Genomic DNA, 2,793 nt, shown 5'->3' on the forward strand with positions numbered 1-2,793 from the left:
AGGGAGATCATGCTGCAGAAAGACATTGAGGACAGGCAGGTGATCGAAGAGTGGCTGTCCGGACGCAGAGGCCAGAAGGTGCATATCCGTGTACCTGTAAAAGGAACGAAAGAAAAGCTGGTAGAGCTGGCGCTGGAAAATGCAAGAATGGTTCTGGCAAAGGACAGAGAACGGATAAAAAGGGAAGAGGGCAGAACCATCGGAGCCGTAAAGGAAGTAGAGGACTGGTTGAATCTGAAGGATCTGGTGCGTATGGAAGCATACGATATTTCCAATATCAGCGGCTTTGAGTCTGTTGGTTCCATGGTGGTCTATGAGAAAGGCCGTCCCAAACGGTCAGATTACCGTAAATTCAAGATTAAATGGGTACAGGGTCCTAATGACTATGCCAGCATGGAAGAAGTGCTTACAAGGCGTTTTACCCATGAAAGCAAGGGGGAATTTGACAGCTTTTCCAGACTTCCGGATCTGATCCTGATGGACGGTGGAAGAGGACAGGTAAATATCGCTTTGAAGGTGCTGGAAAATCTGGGGCTGGATATTCCAGTATGCGGTATGGTAAAAGATGATAACCACAGGACCAGGGGGCTGTATTACAACAATGTGGAGATCCCCATTGACACCAGCAGCGAAGGCTTTCATCTGATCACCAGGATCCAGGATGAGGCACACAGATTTGCTATCGAATTTCATCGTTCCCTGCGAAGCAAGGAGCAGGTTCATTCTGTGCTGGATGATATTCCGGGGATCGGAGAGGCCAGAAGAAAAGCCCTGATGCGTAAATTTAAGTCTCTGGAGAAGGTTCAGGAAGCTTCAGTGGAAGAATTGGCATCTACGGAAACTATGAATATGAAAAGTGCCAGTCAGGTTTATGAATTTTTCCACAAAAAAGGAAAAAATATATAATTTATTTTCAACGCGTGTTATAATAAGGACGAATATTTCTAAAAGCGAGGAGATAGACCATGAAAGGTGTGCAGTTGACAAAAATGGCTCAGGAACTGAATCTGACAAATCTGACGCCAGATATTGATTTTACAGATATTTGTATTAAAACAGCTGAGATTAACCGTCCTGCTCTTCAGCTTACAGGATACCTGGAGCATTTTGCAAATGAGCGGGTGCAGATTATCGGATATGTAGAGTATACCTATCTGATGCAGCTGAATGATGAAGAGAGACAGTTTAAGTATGAGCGCTTTATTTCCAGCAAGATTCCCTGTGTTGTATTCAGTACCATGACAAGGCCGTCTCAGGACATGATCGACCTGGCATATAAGTATAATGTGCCTACTTTTGTAACAGAGAGAAGTACCTCCAGCTTTATGGCTGAGATCATCCGCTGGCTTGGCGTACAGCTTGCTCCATGTATTTCTATTCACGGAGTGTTGGTGGATGTATATGGCGAAGGTGTTCTGATCACAGGCGAAAGTGGGATCGGTAAGAGCGAGGCTGCACTGGAACTGATCAAGCGAGGCCATCGTCTTGTAAGTGATGATGTAGTAGAACTGCGTAAGGTCAGCGATGTAACCCTGGTAGGCTCTGCACCGGATATTACCCGGCATTTTATTGAACTTCGAGGGATCGGTATCATTGATGTAAAGACCCTTTTCGGTGTGGAAAGTGTTAAGAATACACAGTCTGTAGACCTGGTGATCCGTCTGGAAGAGTGGGATAAGGACAAAGAATATGACCGACTGGGACTTCATGAAGAATATACAGAATATCTGGGGAATAAGATCGTATGCCATTCTCTGCCCATACGTCCGGGACGTAATCTGGCAGTGATCGTTGAAGCAGCTGCAGTCAACCACAGACAGAAGAAGATGGGCTACAATGCTGCAGAAGAGCTGTATAAGCGTGTGCAGGCCAATATAGCGAAGAAACGGGATAATTGATTATAAGGTATTAATTTGATTAACGAAATAAAATAAAAAAGGCAATGGAAAGGATAAGATTATGGGAGTTTATTGTTTTGGTATTGATGTGGGAGGAACATCTGTCAAATGTGGATTGTTTCTTACTGATGGAACACTGGTAGAAAAATGGGAGATTGCTACCCGTACAGAAAATGAAGGAGCTGCGATCCTTCCGGATATAGCAAAGACTATTGAAGATAAGATCAAAGAACGTGGAATTGAAAAAGGCGATATTGATGGTGTTGGTATCGGTATCCACAGGGACCTGTGAATGAGAACGGCGAGGTTCCCCTTGCAGTAAACCTTCACTGGGGATTTAAGGCTGTTGCAGCAGAGATCAGTGCATTGACTGGACTTCCTGCAAAGGCTGCCAATGATGCCAATGTAGCTGCTTTGGGAGAGGCTTGGAAAGGTGCTGCAGAGGGCGCTAAGAGTGTCGTGCTCCTTACACTTGGCACAGGCGTTGGCGGTGGTATTATAGTTGATGGTAAGATCGTACCTGGTTTCCACGGCGCCGGCGGTGAAGTGGGACATGCCAATATGAACAGCGAGGAAGCAGAAAGCTGTAACTGTGGTAATCATGGATGTCTGGAGCAGTATGCTTCCGCAACCGGTATTGTCCGTGTTGCAAAGAGGGTACTTGATTCCACCCAGGCTCCAAGCGTTCTCAGAAAGAATGTGGACAAATTGAGGCAAAGCAGGTTCTGGATGCATACAAGGACGGAGATGTGCTGGCTGTACAGATCATGGAAAAAGTAGGAGATATACTGGGCAGGGCGCTTGGTATTTTCTGCTGTGTGATCGATCCGCAGACCATCGTGATCGGCGGAGGAGTTTCCAGGGCAGGACAGCCGCTGATAGACTGTATTCAGAA

5 protein-coding genes are annotated in these 2,793 nt (G+C 45.9%); all 5 read left to right on the top strand.

The window, feature by feature from the left end:
- Nucleotides 1-906, top strand: a 906-nt coding sequence (locus tag R1Y93_RS12665) for a helix-hairpin-helix domain-containing protein (protein WP_500823091.1), incomplete at its 5' end; no start/stop codon positions are given.
- A gap of 59 nt (nt 907-965) precedes the next feature.
- Nucleotides 966-1,898, top strand: a complete 933-nt coding sequence (hprK, locus tag R1Y93_RS12670; protein ID WP_500823092.1) for an HPr(Ser) kinase/phosphatase — start codon at nt 966-968, stop codon at nt 1,896-1,898.
- A gap of 61 nt (nt 1,899-1,959) precedes the next feature.
- On the top strand, nt 1,960-2,190 hold the full coding sequence (locus tag R1Y93_RS12675) for a hypothetical protein (RefSeq protein ID WP_500823093.1): 231 nt from the start codon (nt 1,960-1,962) through the stop codon (nt 2,188-2,190).
- A complete protein-coding gene (locus R1Y93_RS12680) occupies nt 2,187-2,678 on the top strand; it encodes an ROK family protein (RefSeq protein ID WP_500823094.1) in 492 nt (163 codons plus the stop codon). Before R1Y93_RS12675 ends, R1Y93_RS12680 begins: the two co-directional genes overlap by 4 nt.
- Nucleotides 2,624-2,793: ROK family protein (locus R1Y93_RS12685; RefSeq protein ID WP_500823095.1), on the top strand; the 170-nt coding region annotated here is incomplete at its 3' end. The genes R1Y93_RS12680 and R1Y93_RS12685, both read left to right, overlap by 55 nt.

Source organism: Blautia sp. HA3515 (genome assembly GCF_059933065.1).